The sequence below is a fragment of the Pseudomonas fluorescens genome (assembly GCF_902497745.1).
GTDB lineage: Bacteria > Pseudomonadota > Gammaproteobacteria > Pseudomonadales > Pseudomonadaceae > Aquipseudomonas > Aquipseudomonas fluorescens_BM.
Window position 1 is genome coordinate 190,941 of record NZ_CABVHJ010000013.1, and the last position, 16,404, is coordinate 207,344.

The window sequence follows — 16,404 nt, forward strand, 5'->3', positions numbered from 1 at the left end:
CCTCTGGGAGAGGGCTAGGGTGAGGGGCTTTTCAGCTTTAAAAATCAATGGTGCCGGACAACTTGGCAACCCGCGGCTCGCCCTGGGTCAGATAACCTCCCTGAGCCGATTCCCAGTACTTCTTGTTCGCCAGATTCTCCACGCCCAGACGCACGGTCACGTCTTTCTCCGAGACCTTGAACGCATAACGCGCACCGGCATCGAAGCGGTTCCAGGTCGGCAGGCTCAGGTTGTTCGCCGCATCCGCGTACTGGCCACCAGTGCGCAGCATCCGCGCATTCAGCGCTACACCTTGCAGGCCCGGCACATCCCAGTCGGCGCCGGCGTTGAACTGGAAGGTCGGCACGCCAATCGCTCGGTTGCCGTCGTTGGCGCCATTGAGGGTGTTCTTCAGTTCGGTGTCCATCAGGGTCAGACCGCTGATCAGACGCAGGCCCTGGATCGGCTCGCCGAACACGTTCATTTCTACGCCTTTGTTGATCTGCTCGCCTTCACGTACGTAGGTGCAGGTGGTGGCGCTGTCTATTTCGCAGTAACCATCGCTCGGCTGTTCGATGCGATAAACACCCAGGCTCGCGCCGTAAGTGCCCATGTCGACTTTCACCCCGACTTCGGTCTGCTTGGAGCGTGCCGGTGCATAGACTTCGTTGCCGTTGGTCACACGGAATCCGCCGGAACTGGTCGGCGAGGTCGGGCCCTGGGCCAGACCTTCGATGTGGTTGGCGTAGAACGACACGTGCTCCCACGGCTTGAACACCACGCCGTAGACCGGCGTGGTGATCGATTCGTCGTAGCTCGACTTGCGATCGCCGCTGCCCCAACTGGCGTAGTTGTAGCCTTGCACCACCAGTTGCTGGCGACGCAGGCCAGCGGTAACCAGCAGGCGATCATCGAAGAAACCGAGGGTGTCGGAAATCGCCACGCTGCGGTTGAAGGTCCTGCCGGTGATGCCCGGATCATTCAAGTTGCCGCCGGCAAAGTTGCCCACCGGCGACGGCGTTTGCACCGGATGGTAGATGTTGTTGGCGTATTTGGTCAGGTCAAAATCATAGGCACTGCGCTGTTCGGCCCAAATGCCGGTCAGACCGAAGTTGAGCTTGTGGCTGACCGGGCCGGTGTTGAATTTACCGTTGAGGCCGGCCATCACGCTGGTGTTGTCTTCATCGTGGGGAATGAACGAGCCGGTGGTGAACGAGGCGCCGTTGTTACCGACCAGGGTAGTCGAGTTGTAATTCCCGACTTCACGGGTGTGCTTGGCGCCGCCGGCCGCGTAGGCGGTCCAGTTGTCATTCAGGTCATATTCGGCGCGGAGCATGCCGAAGGTGTCTTCGATCTCTGTGAAACCCCACTTCGGCGCGTAGTTGGTGTCGGCCGATGGCGCATCCGGAATGTGTGTGGCGGTGCCGAGGTTGACCGAGTTGCGGCCACCGTTGACGCGCTCTTTCTGATAGGCGAAGTCGCCGGAAATGCGCAATGCATCACCGCGATAATCGAGGCCGATGGCAAACAGTTTCGAGCGCTGGTTCTCGTGATCGATACCGGTGTCGCCTTCGCGCTGGGACAGGTTGATCCGTGCGCCGAAGCGGTTGTCTTCGCCGAAGCGCTGGCCGATGTCGAAGTGATGACCGATGCGACCTTCACTGTTGATGTCGGTGGTGTAACGCCGCAGCGGCACGTCGCCGGCGCGTTTCGGTTGCAGGTTGACGCCACCGCCGATGCCGGAACCGGTCGGGGTCACGCCGTTGATAAAGGCATTGGGGCCTTTGAACACTTCCACGCGCTCCAGCGCGTCGGTGGAAATGATCTGCCGGGGCAGCACGCCGTACAGGCCGTTATAGGAAATGTCGTCACCGTTCAGCGGCAGACCGCGAATCATGAAGACCTGCGCTTGGTTGCCGAAACCGGACGCCTGACGTACTGACGAATCGTTGAGCAGAACGTCGGCGACGTCTTCGGCCTGCTGATCCTGAATCAATTGTTCGGTGTAGGAGGCGGCGCTGAACGGCACGTCCATCATGTCCTGATTACCCAGCACGCCAAGTTGACCGCCGCGGGCGACCTGGCCACCCGAGTAAACCGGGGGTAGGGCATTCGGCGTCGGGGCCTGGGCATTGACGTTGACGTCGTCCAGCACCAGCGCATTGGTATCGCCCTCGGCGGCATGAGCGGTGACCGTCAGAGAGCACAGCAGGGCGAGAAGCGTCGGGCGAAACGGGACGCCGATTCGGGTTGGAGTGGGCATTTTCAGTTCCTGGAGGCGCGCGGCCGTTTGGAAAAAATAAGGGCGGCGCGGGAACTCCTTGCGCAAATGCGACTCCAGGTGCAAATGATAGATTTTCTCAGTAACGTTTTGCAATCAGTTTGTCATCAGTCTTGGAAAGCTCTATTTCGGGGCAATTGGCGATACAGGGGAACAGGGCCAGAACACCGCAGTCCTAGCCTGCGCCACACCATGAACGTATGGTGAACCCGGCACAACGGACTGGATGAAGCTTCATGCACAACTTTCAATTACCGATCACCCTCGCCGCACTGCTGGTGCTCGCCGGTTGCGCAGGGCAGCGCAGTCAGGAACCGGTGCCGCGTGCGCCCGCTGAAGTGAAGGCCGAGATCGTACGGTTGATGCCGGCCAAGACCGCTGATCGCCAAGGCTGGGCCACCGATATCTACGCCGCATTTGCCGCGCAGAACATCAGCCCGACCACGCAAAACCTCTGCTCGGTGCTGGCCGTTGCCGAACAGGAATCCACCTTTCAGGCCGATCCCACCGTGCCCGGCCTGGGCAAGATCGCCCGCGACGAAATCGATCGACGTGCCGCTAAAGTGCACATCCCCAGCCTGTTGGTCAGCGGCGCTCTGCAGGTGCGTTCAACCAACGGCAAGACCTACAGCGAACGCCTGAATGCGGCGCGCAGTGAGAAAGAACTCAGTGGCATTTTCGACGACTTCATCGGCCGGGTGCCGATGGGCCGCACGTTGTTCGGCGGCTTCAACCCGGTGCACACCGGCGGGCCGATGCAGGTCAGCATCGAATTTGCCGAGCAGCACGCCAAAGACTATCCATATCCGGTAGACGGTACGATCCGCCGCGAAGTGTTCAGCCGCCGTGGTGGCATGTATTTCGGCATCGCACATTTGCTCGGTTATCCGGTGAGTTATCGCGAGCCGTTGTACCGGTTTGCCGATTTCAACGCAGGCTGGTACGCCAGCCGCAATGCGGCATTTCAGAATGCGGTGAGCCGCGCTTCAGGCATTCCACTGGCGCTCGATGGCGACCTGATCCGCTACGACTCGATCATGCCCGGTGGCACGGAACTGGCGGTACGCACCCTCGGCAAGTCATTGGGCATGCGCAACCCAACCATTCGCGATCAACTGGAGAAGGGCAAAACCCTGGAGTTCGAGGAGACCAAGCTCTATCAGCGGATGTTCGAACTGGCGGAGCAAGCGGAGGGGAAAAAGCTGCCGCGTGCGGTGTTGCCGGGGATCGTGCTGCAGAGCCCGAAGATCACCCGCAAACTGACGACGGCATGGTTTGCCAAGCGTGTGGACGAGCGCTACAAGCGCTGCATGGCCAAGGCCGGGTAAATCAGACAGACATAAAAAACCCGGCCAGGGCAGCCGGGTTTCTCTGGGTTGTTGCGCTTGAAGCCATGCATTCAGGCAACGCGGCGTTCGATCAGACGATCCGAACCACCTTCGGCAACGCGACGTTCGATCAGACGATCCGAACCACCTTCGGCAACACGACGTTCGATCAGACGATCCGAACCACCTTCGGCAACGCGACGTTCGATCAGACGATTCGAGCCGCCTTCGGCAACGCGACGTTCGATCAGACGATCCGAGCCACCTTCGGCAACGCGGCGTTCGATCAGACGATCCGAACCACCTTCAGCCACACGGCTTTCGATCAGTTTGTCCGAGCCGCCTTCGGCGATCATGGTGTGGGCCGGGGTAGCGGCGAAAGCATTGATAGCGAAGACCGAGAAAGCGATGCCGAGAAGGGTTTGGCGTTTCATGATGGTGTGCTCCGGGGTGTTGTTGGTTGGTATGGAGCCGATGTTACGCCGGAGATTTTTTATGAGAACTTCATTGCCGTGATGGTGAACATCGATAGCAATGATGGTTGGTGTAGGAGCTGCCGCAGGCTGCGATCTTTTGATCTTGATCTTTGAAAATGTCAAAAGATCGCAGCCATCGGCAGCCTCCTACAGGGGAATGTTACAAGACTTTGACAGCGCGCCCGATCGCCTGGATCGGCCCGGTCGGTTTGCCGATCGGCGAGCCATTGGCGCCCTCAAGTGTCAGCTCGAACAGCTGATTGGGTTGCAGCGGCGGCAGCTTGTCCAGCGGCACCGACAACGCCTGCCCAGGCTTGACCAATCCTAGCGATACCGGCCCCTGCCAGCCGTCAGCCTTGGTCCAGAATTCCAGTGCCTTGTCAGCGGGCACCTCAACCACGCCCAACGGAATCAACTGAATCTCCCGCGAATCGCTTGCCTGAATCACCCAGCCCGGAGCCTTGTCCTGCGGCGCGACCAGCACCACCAGAAAGCTTGGTTTCGGCGTGGTCTGGGTCAACAGGATCGAACCCAAAATCAACGTGGCGGCCAATCCGATAGCACTCAACCCGCGCCAGAGTGGCAGCAGGTTCCACCATGAAGTTGACGGCGCTTTTGTCGTGAGTCGGTCGAGGCTGCGTTCGATGCGCGGCCACAACAGCGCCGACGGTTGTTGCGAGGGGGCCAGCTTGGTCAGTTCCAGCAGGCGCCGCTCCCAGGCATCTACTGCTGCACGCAATTGAGGATCATTCGGCAAACGTCGTTGCACCTCGATCCGCTGTTCAAAAGAAAGCGTGCCGAGCACATATTCGCCGGCCAATTCATCGCGGTCTTGCGCTGATTCGCTGGTCATCCCATGCACTCCCGCAAGGCGTTGAGGCTGCGCTTGATCCACGCTTTGACCGTGCCCAGCGGCGTGTCGAGGCGCGCGGCAATCTGCGCGTGGCTGTAGCCGTCGACGTAGGCGTGAAGAATGCAGTGGCGGCGTTGTGGCTCCAGTTGTTCCAGGCAACGGTGGATGCGCGCCGAATGCGCGTGGGCGTCGAAGCCGTCATCGTCCGCAGCCACGTCGTGGGTTTCACTGAACGGCGTTTCCCGGCCGTGATCGCGCAACAGGTTCAGCGCCAGATGCCGGGTCACGCTGAACATCCAGCCACGCGCCGAACCGCGCGCCGGGTCAAACCGCGCCGCGCCGTTCCAGATCTTGATAAAAGCCTCATGAACGATGTCCTCCGCCAGCGCCGTATCACGCACCAGACGCTTGGCCACGCCGAGCAGGCGCGGGCCTTCCTGCACATACAAATCGCGCAGGGCCGAGCGCTCGCCACGGGCACAGGCAGCGAGGCGGGCTTCGTAATCGAATGTGGATTCGGCTAAAGGCATGTCGTGCAATCTAGCTTACATTCCGCAAACATCCAGAACCCATTGTCCACTGTGGGAGCGAGCTTGCTCGCGAAGGCGGCCGGTCAGAGAAGACTGTGTTGACTGACTCTCAGCCTTCGCGAGCAAGCTCGCTCCCACAGGGTTTATCAGTGGTGCCAGAAGTCAGTTCGCCGCCCAGAAAATGTAATCGGCCTGATACTTCACCACTTCCTGCTTGCCCTTGTTCGCCGCTGTGCATTCGCTGCCCGGCGCCACGCCACCCTTGAGCGCGACCCGCTGGATGTAACTCACGCCGCTCATCGCGCCTTTGCCCTCGGCCGGATTGGCCTTGACCAGCTGATAGGGCAGGTTGCCCGGAGTCGACGGCGCCACGGCCAATTGCGTGCCGGTGACTTTCGAACCGTCCTTGGCCTGCCAGGTGGCCGGTGGGCCAAAGTAGGTACCGACCTGCTTGCCGCTGCGATCATTGAGCACCGCTTTCGGGCCGACGAAGGTCCACTCGGTCTGTCCGGGGGTATTGGCTTTGTCACGGCATTCGTAGGTGATCTCGCCGACGCCGGTGGTTTCCATCGCGATCTTGTGGCCATCCGGGACTTTGATTGCGTCGGGATAACTGGTCTGGGCGAAGGTTGTCGAGGACAGGGCGAGCAAACCGGTGAGGCCAATCAGCTGGGTGATGTTCATCAGTGTTATCTCCAAAAAAGGGTAGGCCGCTGACAGCCGAAGAGGGCTGTTACAAGGACTACCCGTGACGGAGGTGTCTGGATGCAGTGCCCGACAAATAAATTTCCAACCCCACCGATTTCCCCTGTGGGAGCGAGCTTGCTCGCGAAGGCGGCCTTTCAGCTTATAGAGGTGGTGACTGACCCACCGCTTTCGCGAGCAAGCTCGCTCCCACAGGGTTTTGTGTCGGATTTTAGGCCGGAGGCCTTCAGCAGCTCTTGGGTGTAGGGGTGTTGCGGCGCGGCAAAAATCTCCCGCGACGAACCCTGCTCAACCACCTTGCCATCCTTGATCACCATCAAGTCATGCGCTAACGCATGCACCACCGCCAGATCATGGCTGATGAACAGGTAGGTCAGTCCATGCCTGATCTGCAATTGCCGCAACAACTCCACCACCTGCTTCTGCACCGTACGATCCAGCGCCGAGGTCGGTTCATCGAGCAGAATCAGCGCCGGTTCCAGCACCAGTGCGCGGGCGATGGAAATGCGCTGGCGCTGGCCACCGGAAAATTCATGGGGATAACGATGACGGCTCTGCGGATCTAGGCCGACTTCCTCCAGCACCCGGATCACCGCCGCTTCCCGCTCGGACTCGGTGCCGATACCGTGAGTCAGCAAGCCTTCGGCAATGATCTGCTGCACCGACATCCGAGGGCTGAGGCTGCCGAACGGATCCTGAAACACCACTTGAATCTGCCGGCGCAACGGCCGCATCAAGCGCTGATTGAGCAGGCTCAGTTGCTTGTTGCCGAAGCGGATATTGCCCTCGGATTCGACCAGCCGCAGGATCGCCTGACCCAGCGTCGACTTGCCCGAACCCGACTCACCGACAATCCCCAAAGTCTTGCCCCGTTGCAGGGTGAAACTGACCCCATCCACCGCTTTGATGTAATCCTGCTGGCGACTGAACAATGCTTTGGGCAACGGGAACCACACCTTCAAATCATCGACTTCGAGCAGGTTGTGATCGTACTCACTCGGCACTGGCGCACCGCTCGGCTCAGCCTCGATCAACAAGCGACTGTAAGGATGCTGCGGCGCCCGAAACAATGCTTCGCAATCAGCCTGCTCAACGATCTCACCGTGACGCATCACGCACACCCGTTGCGCAATGCGCCGCACCAGATTGAGGTCATGGCTGATCAGCAACAGCGACATGCCAAGGCGTTGCTGCAACTCGATCAGCAATTCGAGAATCTTCTGCTGCACCGTGACATCCAGCGCTGTAGTCGGCTCGTCAGCAATCAACAACTCCGGTTCGTTGGCCAACGCCATGGCGATCATCACCCGTTGTCGCTGACCGCCCGAGAGCTGATGCGGATAGGCTTTCAAACGCTGCAACGGCTGGCGAATGCCGACCAGTTCCAGCAACTCCAACGTCCGCTCACGTGCAGCGCGGCCCTTCAAACCTTTATGAGTTTCCAGCACTTCGCTGACCTGCTTTTCCACCGTGTGCAGCGGGTTCAGCGAAGTCATCGGTTCCTGAAAAATCATTGCGATGCGGTTGCCGCGCAAGCCGCGCATCTGCTGCTCGCTGGCGTGCAATAAATCCACGCCGTTGTAGCGGATTGCGCCGCTGCTGCTGACGTTTTTGCCCGGCAACAAACGCAGAATCGAATGTGCGGTCACCGACTTCCCTGAGCCGGATTCACCGACCAGTGCCAGACATTCGCCACGCCGAATATCCAAGTTCAAACCGTGCACCACTTCTTGTCCGACGAAGGCAACGCGCAAGTTGCGGATTTCAATCAGGTTGTCGTTCATGTCAGCTCCGGGGATCAAACGCATCACGGCAGGCTTCACCGATGAAAACCAACAAAGACAAAATCAGCGCCAGGGCAAAAAACGCCGTCAGCCCCAACCACGGCGCTTGCAGATTGCGCTTGGCCTGACCGATCAACTCGCCCAGCGATGCAGTACCCGCCGGCATGCCGAAGCCAAGAAAATCCAGTGCAGTTAGCGTCGCAATCGCACCAGTCAGAATGAACGGCAGGTAGGTGAGGGTGGAGGTCATCGCGTTGGGCAGGATGTGCCGGCACATCAGCTCGTTGTCGGTCAGGCCCAGCGCCCGCGCGGCTTTGACGTATTCCAGATTGCGTCCACGGAGGAACTCGGCGCGCACCACATCGACCAGCGCCAGCCAGGAAAACAGCGCCATGATCCCCAACAACCACCAGAAACTCGGCGAGACAAACCCGGACAGAATGATCAGCAGGTACAGCACCGGTAACCCCGACCAGATCTCCAGCACCCGTTGCCCGAGCAAGTCGACCCAACCGCCGTAATAGCCCTGCAACGCCCCGGCAACGATGCCGATCAACGCACTGATGCCGGTAAGAATCAGCGCAAACAGAATCGAAATCCGCGTGCCGAAAATCACCCGCGCCAACACGTCGCGCGCCTGATCATCGGTGCCCAGCCAGTTGCTCGAGGACGGCGGACTCGGCGCCGGTTCGCTGAGGTCGTAATTGACTGTGTCGTAGCTGAACGGGATCGGCGGAAACAACATCCAGCCGCCCTGATCCTCGATCAGTTTGTGTACGTAACTGCTGGCGTAATCCGGCTGAAACGGCAGTTCGCCACCGAAATCGGTTTCCAGGTAATCGCTGAGGATCGGGAAGTAAAAGGCGTCGTGGTAACGGATCACCAGCGGCTTGTCGTTGGCGATCAGTTCACCGCCCAGACAAATCAGACACAGTCCGATAAACAGCCACAACGACCAGCGTCCGCGCCGATTGGCCTTGAACTGCGCAATGCGACGTTGACCAAGGGGAGAAAGAGTGAACATCAGGCAGTCCTCGCCGAGAAGTCGATGCGCGGGTCGAGCAGGGTGTAGCAAAGGTCGCCGATCAGCTTGATCAACAGGCCGAACAGGGTGAACAGGAACAACGCGCCGAACACCACCGGGTAGTCGCGCGACACCGCCGCCTCGTAGCTCATGCGCCCGAGGCCGTCGAGGTTGAAGATGGTTTCGATCAACAGGGAGCCGGCGAAAAACACCTCGATCAGTGCCGACGGCACACCGGCCACCACCAACAACATGGCGTTGCGAAACACATGGCCATAGAGCACGCGACGCTCAGTCAGACCCTTGGCCCGCGCGGTGATCACGTACTGGCGGCTGATCTCGTTGAGGAAGCTGTTCTTGGTCAGGATCGTTAGCGTGGCGAAACCGCCAATCACCAGCGCCGTCACCGGCAACACCAAGTGCCAGAGGTAGTCGCCGACTTTGCCCAGCGTGCTCAGGCTGTCGAAATTATCCGACACCAACCCCTGCACCGGGAACCAGTTGACGTAGCTGCCACCGGCGAACACCACGATCAGCAGAATCGCGAACAGAAACGCCGGCATCGCATAACCGACGATGATCGCCGTGCTGCTCCAGACATCGAAGGCGCTGCCGTTCCTGATCGCTTTGCGAATGCCCAGCGGGATCGAAATCAGGTAGGTGATCAGCGTTGCCCACAAACCCAGCGACAGCGACACCGGCAGCTTCTGCACAATCAGATCGGTGACCTTGGCGCCGCGAAAGAAACTGCTGCCCAGATCCAGCTGCGCGTAGTTTTTCAGCATCAGCCACAGGCGTTCGTGCAGCGGTTTGTCGAAGCCGTAATGGTGTTTGATTTCCTCGATCAGCGCCGGATCGAGGCCACGGCTGCTGCGGCCCGCGCCGCCAACCGCAGCAACCTCGCCACCGCCGCCCATGCTGTGCCCGCCGAAGCCTTGCAGGCGGGCAATGGCTTGCTCCACCGGCCCACCTGGCGCGGCCTGCACAATCAGAAAATTCACCACCAGAATGCACAGCAGCGTCGGGATGATCAGCAGCAAACGTCGACTCAGATAACGCAGCATGTCACTGGCCCCCCGCAAGCTGGCTGTGCATCTGTTGCGTGGTCAGCGCCTTGGCCGATACCTCCCACCAGGTGTTGATGCCTTCGTCGTAGGCCGGTTGCACCGGCGGCATGCCAAAGCGGTTCTGATACACCGTCGGCGTGCCTTTGGAGTAGTAGTTGGGAATCATGTAGTAACCCCATTGCAGCACCCGGTCGAGGGCGCGGGCGTAATGCACCATGGCTTCGCGGCTGTTGGCCTGGACCAGCCCGTCGATCAGTTGATCGACCGCCGGATTGGCCAGCACCATCGAGTTGGAACTGCCAACTTGCGTGGCACTTTGCGAGGCGTACAGGCTGTACAACTCGCGGCCGGGAGAGACGATCGGATCGCCGCTGCGCGGGAAAGCGACGACGATCATGTCGTAGTCGCGGGCGTTGAGGCGGTTGACGTATTGCGCTGAATCGATCCGGCGCAAATTGAGGGTGATGCCGATCTGCGCGAGGGTGCGTTTGAACGGCAACAGCATGCGGTCGAAGCCGCCCTGACCGTCGAGAAAGGTGAACTCCAGCGGCTCGCCCGCAGCGTTGACCAGCCGATTGTGTTGCGGTGTCCAGCCAGCCTCGGCGAGCAGCTTCAGCGCTTGCAGTTGTTTGTCGCGGATGTAGCCACTGCCATCGGTTTTCGGCGCCTGATAAACCTCGGTGAAGACCTCGTCGGGAATCTGCCCGCGCAACGGTTCGAGGATCTTCAATTCTTCGGCGTCGGGCAGGGCGGTGGCGGCCATTTCGCTCTTCGGCCAGAAGCTGTTCTGGCGCACGTAGAAGCCGCGCATCATCTGTTTGTTGGTCCACTCGAAATCCCACAGCAGGCTGATCGCCTGACGCACGCGGCGATCCTTGAAGAACGGGTTCTGCAGGTTGAACACGAAGCCCTGAGCGGCGGTGGGTTTGTCCGGGGCGAGGATCGCCTGTTGCAAGCGGCCGTCGCGCAACGCCGGGCTGTCGTAACCGACCACGTAACCGGACGAGGAGAACTCGCGGTTGTAGTCGAATGCGCCGGCCTGCAGCAGTTGGCGGGCGACGTCGGTGTCGCCGTAGAAATTCACTGTGAGGGTGTCGAAGTTGTACATGCCGCGACTGACCGGCAGGTCTTTGCCCCACCAGTCCGGATCGCGTTGAAAACTGATGCTGCGCCCGGCGTCGACCTTGCTCACCCGGTACGGGCCGCTGCCCAGCGGTGGCTCGAAACCGCCGCCATTGGCGAAGTCGCGGGTTTTCCACCAATGCTCGGGGACCACACGCATGGTCGCCAGATCCAGCGCTAGGGTGCGGTTGAGATTGTTCTTGAAGGTAAAGCGCACCTGCCGCGGGCCTTCGATCAGCACGTCCTGCACGTCGGCGTACTGCTGGCGATAACTCAGGCTGCCCTTGGTCATCAGCAGGTTGAAGGTGTAGCGCACGTCTTCGGCAGTGATCGGCGTACCGTCGGCGAAGCGTGCCTTTGGATTGAGGGTGAAACGCACCCAGAGTCCATCGGGGTCGCGCTCGATCTGCTGCGCGACCAGTGCGTAAACGGTGTATGGCTCGTCGAGCGAGCGGAACGCCAGTGGCGAATACACCCAGTCGTTGACCTGCACCACGGAAATGCCCTGATCGGCATACGGGCTGATGTAGTTGTACTGGCCGATTTCCATCGACGCGCGACTGAGCGAACCGCCCTTGGGTGCCTTGGGATCGACGAAATCGAAGTGCTGGAAGTTCGCCGGATACTTCGGCGCCTCGCCGTACACCGTCAGCGCATAACTGCCAGCGGCCAGCGCCGAGGTGCCGTTGCACAGCAGCGCACTGCTTAACAGCAGGCCCGCCATGTTGCGCAAAAAACTCATGAAGTCACTCCTGAAAATCCCTGAAAGTCCACGGACCCAATGTGGGAGCGAGCCTGCTCGCGAAGGCGTCTTGTCAGCCGACATCTCTCTTGCTGATCCACCGCTTTCGCGAGCAGGGTCGCTCCCACAGGGGGAGATGTGCTCTGTTTCCGGTTAGAAGTGGTACGTCATGCGCGCAAACAAGGTGCGGCCCAGCGGGTCGGTGTAGCGCGGGTCATAGCCGCTCTGGAAGTTGTAGGCCTGGTTGGAGAACGGTGGATTGCGGTCGAACACGTTCTTCATCCCGGCATCGACATCCAGCACCTTGTTGAAGGTGTAACCGGCCGACAGATCCCATACCGAATACGACGCCACGCGCGCGTGGGTGTCGCGGTCGTAGTCGTTGTAACCCGTGGTGAAGCGGTTGGTCAGTGCCGCCCGCGCCGCGCCGAAGGTCCAGCTGCCGGTAAGGTTGTGTTTCCAGCGGGCGATCACGCCGTCACCCTGAAAGTCGCCGACCTTGTCGGTGAACGGGCCCTTGATGGTGCTCTGGAAGTCGTACTCGTCCACATAGGTGCCTTGCAGGCCCAGACCGAACTGACCGTACGGCGTGTTCGGGAAGCGATAGTCGAGCGACACATCGACACCGTTGGTTTCGACGATGCCGAGGTTGGCGTTGCCGGTGACGATGTAATTGAGCGTGCCGTCGGCGTTGCGCACGAAGCGATCCGGGTAGGAACCGGCCTGATCAAACACGGTGGATTCCGGGAACGGCTGGATCTGGTTGGAGATGTGAATCCACCAGAAATCCAGACCTACCGAGAGGTTGGTGATCGGCTGATACACAAACCCGAGGGTCACGTTGCGCGCCTTCTCCGGGGCCAGATCTTCGTTGCCGCCAATCTGGTTGAGGAACTGCTGACCGCAATCACGGCCGCCATTGCCGCCCGGTTGCACCACGCCGCCTGTACACAGTACCGGGTCGTTGTAGTAGCCCTGGGTGAAAGTGATGCTGCGCGGCGAATACAGCTCATACAGCGACGGCGCACGGAAACCTTCGCTATAGGCGCCACGCACCACCAGCTCTTTCAACGGCTGATAACGGAACGAGTATTTCGGGTTGGTGGTGCTGCCGAAGTCGCTGTATTTGTCGTGACGCACAGCCGCGGACAGTTCGAGGCTGTCGAGCACCGGCACGTTGATTTCCGCGTAGGCGGCTTTCACGCTGCGATCACCCTCAACGCTGCCGGCCGGGTCGATACCGAGGCTCTGAATGTCGCCAGCGAACGACTCGAAATCCTGGTGGAATTTCTCTTTGCGGTATTCACCACCCAGGGCCAGGCCGGAAGGGCCGGCACCGAACCAGTCGCCGATTTCACGACTGATACGACCATCGAAACCGGCGACACGGCCCACAGCAGTGGAATAGGCGCCGTGGTACGCCGCGTTATCGATGTACTGCTGACCGGCGGCGGACTGCGGGCCGAACGGGTTGAGCAGACCGCTGGCCAGACCATTGATCATCGCCTGATCGCTGACAAAACCATTGGTGACGCTGGAGACGATTTTGTTCTGGTTGTACGAGGCGCCGACGTTGTAATCCCAGCCGGCGACCAGACCATCGAAACTGGGCAGGAAGCGCTGGCTGGTGTTCTGGTCTTTCGATTCACGCGGGCCGGCCGCGGTTTCACGCCAGTTGACGTCGACCGGTTGCGTCGGGTCGAGGGCGAAATCGGTTGGCGCCGGGGTGATGCCATTGCCGGGGTAGTAGGGCGATGAGCCGTCGAGGCTCAGACCGGTCAGTGGCGCAGGGCCGATCGCCGTGGCGTTGTTGTTGCGCGACCAGAAGTATTCGAGGTTGACGTTGTGATCGTCGCCAAGCTTGCCGGTGGTCTTGCCGAAGAACGAGGTTTTTTCGGTTTGTGGCACCAGATCGATGTATTCACGGGTGCTGAAGCGGCACAAGCCATCGCGGGCGATCAGGTTGGGGCCGTTGCAATTGCTGTTGGCCAACGGATTGGTGGCGTTGCCGTTCTGGCTGTAGTTACCGGGGAACGCGGTGCCGGAGGTCTGATCCAGGCCGCGACCGGGCGCATAGTCGGTGGCGAACGAGCGGTCGTTGGCGTCGAGGTTCTGTTGCTTGTTGTAGTTGAACACGCCGAGGACGTTGAAGCGGTCTTCGTCCAGATCGCCGTAGCCCCAACTGGCGCTCATGTCTTTGGTCTGGCCGCCGCCGCTGTGGGTCGGGGTTTCGCCGCCGAGGGTCAACTGGCCGTCGGTCAGGGATTTCTTGGTGATGAAGTTGATCACGCCGCCGATGGCGTCGGTGCCGTACAGGGCCGAGGCGCCGTCACGCAGGACTTCCACGCGTTCGATGGCGGCAAACGGGATCATGTTCAGATCCACCGCGCCGCCAGCCGAGTTGGTCCCCGACAAGGCGTTGTTGGCCAGGCGTCGACCGTTGAGCAGCACCAGCGTCTTGTTTGCGCCGATGCCGCGCATGTCGGCGAACGAGGCGCCGCCAGTCGCCGCGCCGACCGAGCCGGCGCTGTTGTTGATCGACTGGCTGCCGGTGATGCGCTGCACCAATTCGGCGGTGGTGGTCACGCCCTGTTTGCGCAGCTCATCGGCCTTGAGAATGGTGATCGGCACCGCCGTTTCCGCATCGACCCGGCGAATCGCCGAACCGGTCACTTCCACCCGTTGCAGTTGCGTGGTCGGCGCAACCACCGCCGCAGCCGCCGGGACGCTAGCGTTGTCGTCCTCGGCTGCCTGCACAGTCCCGGCGCCCATCCCCATGGCCACCAGATACAACGGAACAAAACGGTGGCGAGAAATCGTGGCCACCAAAGGTTTGAGCGTGAAGCGTGGAGTGTTCATCAGCATGGTTATTTCCGACTTTTTAGACGTTATCGAATTGGCCTTGTGAGCCCCTCATTGCTCCGCTATCGGTGATACCGCGTGCGGAAAACCACTTTCTTCAAGCAAGCCGATCCCCTCCGAAGACGCGTGGCGTTTTTTCGGTCGGCCGATTGCGACAGGATTCAGCGAGCGGTAGCGGGCGCGTCTCTCAAGGCGCGCTCGCCACCGCACTCAGTGGGTGGTCATCACCGATATTTTGGTAATGCCCGAGCGTTCGATCGACGCCATGGCCTTGGCCACCTGGCCGTAATTGACGGCGGAGTCGGCCTGCAGCTGCACGCGGACTTCAGCGTCCTTGGCCTTGACCTCCTTGAGGCTGGCTTCCAGCGATTCCGGGGCCAGCTCGGTCTTGGCCAGATAGAACTTGCCGTCCTGATCGACGCTGACCACTACCGGGTCTTTCTTTTCGGCGGGGGCGACGGCGTCGGTTTTCGGCAGGTTCACTTTGATCGCGTTGGTCATCAGCGGCGCGGTGACGATGAACACCACCAGCAGCACCAGCATCACGTCGACCAGCGGCGTGACGTTCATTTCGCTGAGCACTTCATCGCTGTCTTGAGTGGAGAACGACATCAGCTGGCCTCCCGCACGGCGGCAGTGGTTTTGCTGGCGATGGCCTGACGGCTGATGGAAAACGCACTGCGCGAGGCGAGGGCGTCGAAGTCGTGGGCGAAGTCATCCATGTCTGCCGAGGCGAGTTTCAAGCGGCGCAGGAAGAAGTTGTAAATCAGCACCGCCGGCACCGCGACGGCGATACCGACGCCAGTGGCGATCAGCGCGTGACCGATGGGCCCGGCGACCGCTTCCAGGCTGGCGGAGCCGGTTTCGCCGATGCTTTTCAGCGCTTCCATGATTCCCCACACGGTGCCGAACAAACCAATGAACGGCGCGGTGCTGCCGATACTGGCGAGGATCGCCTGGCCGTTTTCCAGCGAGCGACGTTCCTTCTGGATCTGCTGGCGCAGGTTGCGTTCCAGGCGATCCGAACGGTTGATGGTGTGCGCCAGTTGTTGCGTGGTGCGCGGCGAATCTTCCACCAGCAGCGCTTCAAAACCGCTGCTGGCGATACGCGCCAGTGAGCCTGGATACTGGCTGGCGTGCTCGGCGGCAGTGAGCAGATCCGGCGCGCCCCAGAAGGCCTTGGTGAATTGTTTGTTCTGCGCTTTCTGCCGCAGGTACTGCGCCGACTTGACCAGCAGGATCGCCCAGCTGACCACGGAAAACAGCACCAGACCCCAGAGCACGCCGGGGACAATCATCGAAGACAAATCGTTCATGGTGACACCTCGCTTGCGTTATTCGGTTGTGCGTTGATTGAGCGTTCGGTTATTGCGGCAATTTGAAATCGATGGTCTGGGTGGCGAAGCCGTCGATCGGCGTGTCACCGCGTTTGGCCGGAATAAACTTCCAGTTCTTCACGGCGGCGACGGCGGCGTCATCCAGTTGCGGCTTGCCGCTGGATTTGGTCACCGTCACTGATCCTGCGCGACCGTTGGCCAGCACCTGAATGCGCAGCACCACGCTGCCTTCCCAGTTGCGCCGCAGTGCCAGCGACGGGTATTCCGGTGGCGGGTTGCCGAGGCTGGCGAGACCGGAAACGGCTGCCGATTCC

Annotated in this window: 14 protein-coding genes; 1 reads left to right on the top strand and 13 read right to left on the bottom strand. The window is 60.7% G+C overall.

Features of this window, described 5'->3' with window-relative positions; genetic code table 11:
- Window positions 1-37 precede the first annotated feature (37 nt).
- Window positions 38-2,242 carry a TonB-dependent receptor gene (locus F8N44_RS20730; protein WP_150651612.1) on the bottom strand — a complete coding sequence of 735 codons (2,205 nt, stop codon included), beginning with the start codon at window positions 2,240-2,242 and terminating at the stop codon, window positions 38-40.
- A 254-nt stretch (window positions 2,243-2,496) separates the two neighbouring features.
- Between F8N44_RS20730 and F8N44_RS20735 the strand changes: the two genes are divergently transcribed.
- Complete coding sequence (locus tag F8N44_RS20735; protein ID WP_150651613.1) at window positions 2,497-3,588, top strand: DUF1615 domain-containing protein; 1,092 nt, start codon at window positions 2,497-2,499, stop codon at window positions 3,586-3,588.
- Between the two features lie 71 nt (window positions 3,589-3,659).
- Here F8N44_RS20735 and F8N44_RS20740 read toward each other — a convergent pair whose 3' ends face one another.
- The 12 genes from F8N44_RS20740 to F8N44_RS20795 form a co-directional block, all read right to left on the bottom strand.
- Window positions 3,660-4,022 (bottom strand): hypothetical protein, encoded by a 363-nt coding sequence (locus F8N44_RS20740; protein ID WP_150651614.1) that lies wholly within the window; start codon window positions 4,020-4,022, stop codon window positions 3,660-3,662.
- Window positions 4,023-4,224: 202 nt separating this feature from the next.
- Entirely contained in the window at window positions 4,225-4,917 is a 693-nt protein-coding gene (locus F8N44_RS20745) for an anti-sigma factor domain-containing protein (RefSeq protein WP_150651615.1), read from the bottom strand.
- Window positions 4,914-5,447, bottom strand: coding sequence for a sigma-70 family RNA polymerase sigma factor (locus F8N44_RS20750; protein ID WP_150651616.1), 534 nt, complete (start codon window positions 5,445-5,447; stop codon window positions 4,914-4,916). The genes F8N44_RS20745 and F8N44_RS20750 overlap by 4 nt, the downstream gene beginning before the upstream one ends.
- Window positions 5,448-5,609: 162 nt before the next feature.
- Window positions 5,610-6,131, bottom strand: a complete 522-nt coding sequence (locus tag F8N44_RS20755) for a DUF3455 domain-containing protein (protein WP_038363473.1) — start codon at window positions 6,129-6,131, stop codon at window positions 5,610-5,612.
- Window positions 6,132-6,289: 158 nt separating this feature from the next.
- Entirely contained in the window at window positions 6,290-7,936 is a 1,647-nt protein-coding gene (locus F8N44_RS20760) for an ABC transporter ATP-binding protein (protein WP_150651617.1), read from the bottom strand.
- 1 nt (window position 7,937) lies between these two features.
- Window positions 7,938-8,960 carry an ABC transporter permease gene (locus F8N44_RS20765; RefSeq protein ID WP_150651618.1) on the bottom strand — a complete coding sequence of 341 codons (1,023 nt, stop codon included), beginning with the start codon at window positions 8,958-8,960 and terminating at the stop codon, window positions 7,938-7,940.
- On the bottom strand, window positions 8,960-10,024 hold the full coding sequence (locus F8N44_RS20770) for a microcin C ABC transporter permease YejB (RefSeq protein WP_150651619.1): 1,065 nt from the start codon (window positions 10,022-10,024) through the stop codon (window positions 8,960-8,962). The genes F8N44_RS20765 and F8N44_RS20770 overlap by 1 nt, the downstream gene beginning before the upstream one ends.
- A 1-nt stretch (window position 10,025) precedes the next feature.
- On the bottom strand, window positions 10,026-11,891 hold the full coding sequence (locus tag F8N44_RS20775; RefSeq protein ID WP_150651620.1) for an extracellular solute-binding protein: 1,866 nt from the start codon (window positions 11,889-11,891) through the stop codon (window positions 10,026-10,028).
- Window positions 11,892-12,044: 153 nt separating this feature from the next.
- Window positions 12,045-14,756: a TonB-dependent receptor gene (locus tag F8N44_RS20780; protein WP_191630930.1), complete on the bottom strand. Its 2,712-nt coding sequence runs from the start codon at window positions 14,754-14,756 to the stop codon at window positions 12,045-12,047.
- A 207-nt stretch (window positions 14,757-14,963) separates the two neighbouring features.
- Complete coding sequence (locus F8N44_RS20785) at window positions 14,964-15,365, bottom strand: ExbD/TolR family protein (RefSeq protein ID WP_007918272.1); 402 nt, start codon at window positions 15,363-15,365, stop codon at window positions 14,964-14,966.
- Window positions 15,365-16,051: a MotA/TolQ/ExbB proton channel family protein gene (locus F8N44_RS20790; RefSeq protein ID WP_371857975.1), complete on the bottom strand. Its 687-nt coding sequence runs from the start codon at window positions 16,049-16,051 to the stop codon at window positions 15,365-15,367. Before F8N44_RS20790 ends, F8N44_RS20785 begins: the two co-directional genes overlap by 1 nt.
- A gap of 67 nt (window positions 16,052-16,118) precedes the next feature.
- A partial coding sequence (locus tag F8N44_RS20795) for an energy transducer TonB (RefSeq protein WP_150651621.1) occupies window positions 16,119-16,404 on the bottom strand: 286 nt, incomplete at its 5' end.

Excerpts from the sequence above, each read along its gene's own strand:
- F8N44_RS20740 (WP_150651614.1), bottom strand. The coding sequence starts at position 4,022 with ATGAAACGCCAAACCCTTCTCGGCATCGCTTTCTCGGTCTTCGCTATC.
- F8N44_RS20760 (WP_150651617.1), bottom strand. The coding sequence starts at position 7,936 with ATGAACGACAACCTGATTGAAATCCGCAACTTGCGCGTTGCCTTCGTC.
- F8N44_RS20790 (WP_371857975.1), bottom strand. The coding sequence starts at position 16,051 with ATGATTGTCCCCGGCGTGCTCTGGGGTCTGGTGCTGTTTTCCGTGGTC.
- F8N44_RS20765 (WP_150651618.1), bottom strand. The coding sequence starts at position 8,960 with ATGTTCACTCTTTCTCCCCTTGGTCAACGTCGCATTGCGCAGTTCAAG.
- F8N44_RS20750 (WP_150651616.1), bottom strand. The coding sequence starts at position 5,447 with ATGCCTTTAGCCGAATCCACATTCGATTACGAAGCCCGCCTCGCTGCC.
- F8N44_RS20785 (WP_007918272.1), bottom strand. The coding sequence starts at position 15,365 with ATGTCGTTCTCCACTCAAGACAGCGATGAAGTGCTCAGCGAAATGAAC.
- F8N44_RS20775 (WP_150651620.1), bottom strand. The coding sequence starts at position 11,891 with ATGAGTTTTTTGCGCAACATGGCGGGCCTGCTGTTAAGCAGTGCGCTG.
- F8N44_RS20780 (WP_191630930.1), bottom strand. The coding sequence starts at position 14,756 with ATGCTGATGAACACTCCACGCTTCACGCTCAAACCTTTGGTGGCCACG.
- F8N44_RS20745 (WP_150651615.1), bottom strand. The coding sequence starts at position 4,917 with ATGACCAGCGAATCAGCGCAAGACCGCGATGAATTGGCCGGCGAATAT.
- F8N44_RS20755 (WP_038363473.1), bottom strand. The coding sequence starts at position 6,131 with ATGAACATCACCCAGCTGATTGGCCTCACCGGTTTGCTCGCCCTGTCC.
- F8N44_RS20735 (WP_150651613.1), top strand. The coding sequence starts at position 2,497 with ATGCACAACTTTCAATTACCGATCACCCTCGCCGCACTGCTGGTGCTC.
- F8N44_RS20770 (WP_150651619.1), bottom strand. The coding sequence starts at position 10,024 with ATGCTGCGTTATCTGAGTCGACGTTTGCTGCTGATCATCCCGACGCTG.
- F8N44_RS20730 (WP_150651612.1), bottom strand. The coding sequence starts at position 2,242 with ATGCCCACTCCAACCCGAATCGGCGTCCCGTTTCGCCCGACGCTTCTC.